Origin of the sequence: Bacillus cereus group sp. N11 (assembly GCF_016483605.1) — a bacterium.
Classification (GTDB): Bacteria; Bacillota; Bacilli; order Bacillales; family Bacillaceae_G; genus Bacillus_A; species Bacillus_A toyonensis.
Genome location: NZ_JAEHBN010000064.1, coordinates 1 through 327 on the forward strand (window position 1 = coordinate 1; position 327 = coordinate 327).

Consider the following 327-nt stretch of genomic DNA (forward strand, 5'->3'; position numbering starts at 1 on the left):
AAAAGAACAACCAGTAGATGGATATAAATCCGAAGTAAAAGGTTATGACATTACAAATACAAAAGTGGCACAAACAACAGTAGAAGGAACGAAGACGTGGAAGGACGGAAACGCAACAAATCGTCCAACAACGATCAAAGTAGACTTACTACAAAACGGTAAAGTAGTAGATACAAAAGAAGTGAGCGCAGCGGGCAAATGGAAATATGCGTTTACAGACTTAGCGGCATATGATGCCGAAGGAAATGCATACAAGTATGAAGTAAAAGAACAACCAGTAGATGGATATAAATCCGAAGTAAAAGGTTATGACATTACAAATACAAA

At 37.3% G+C, this 327-nt stretch carries 1 protein-coding gene; it reads left to right on the top strand.

Going from position 1 to position 327, the window contains the following annotated elements; translation table 11 throughout:
• The coding region (locus JDS98_RS29670; RefSeq protein WP_206773806.1) for a Cna B-type domain-containing protein at positions 1–327 on the top strand (327 nt) is incomplete at both ends.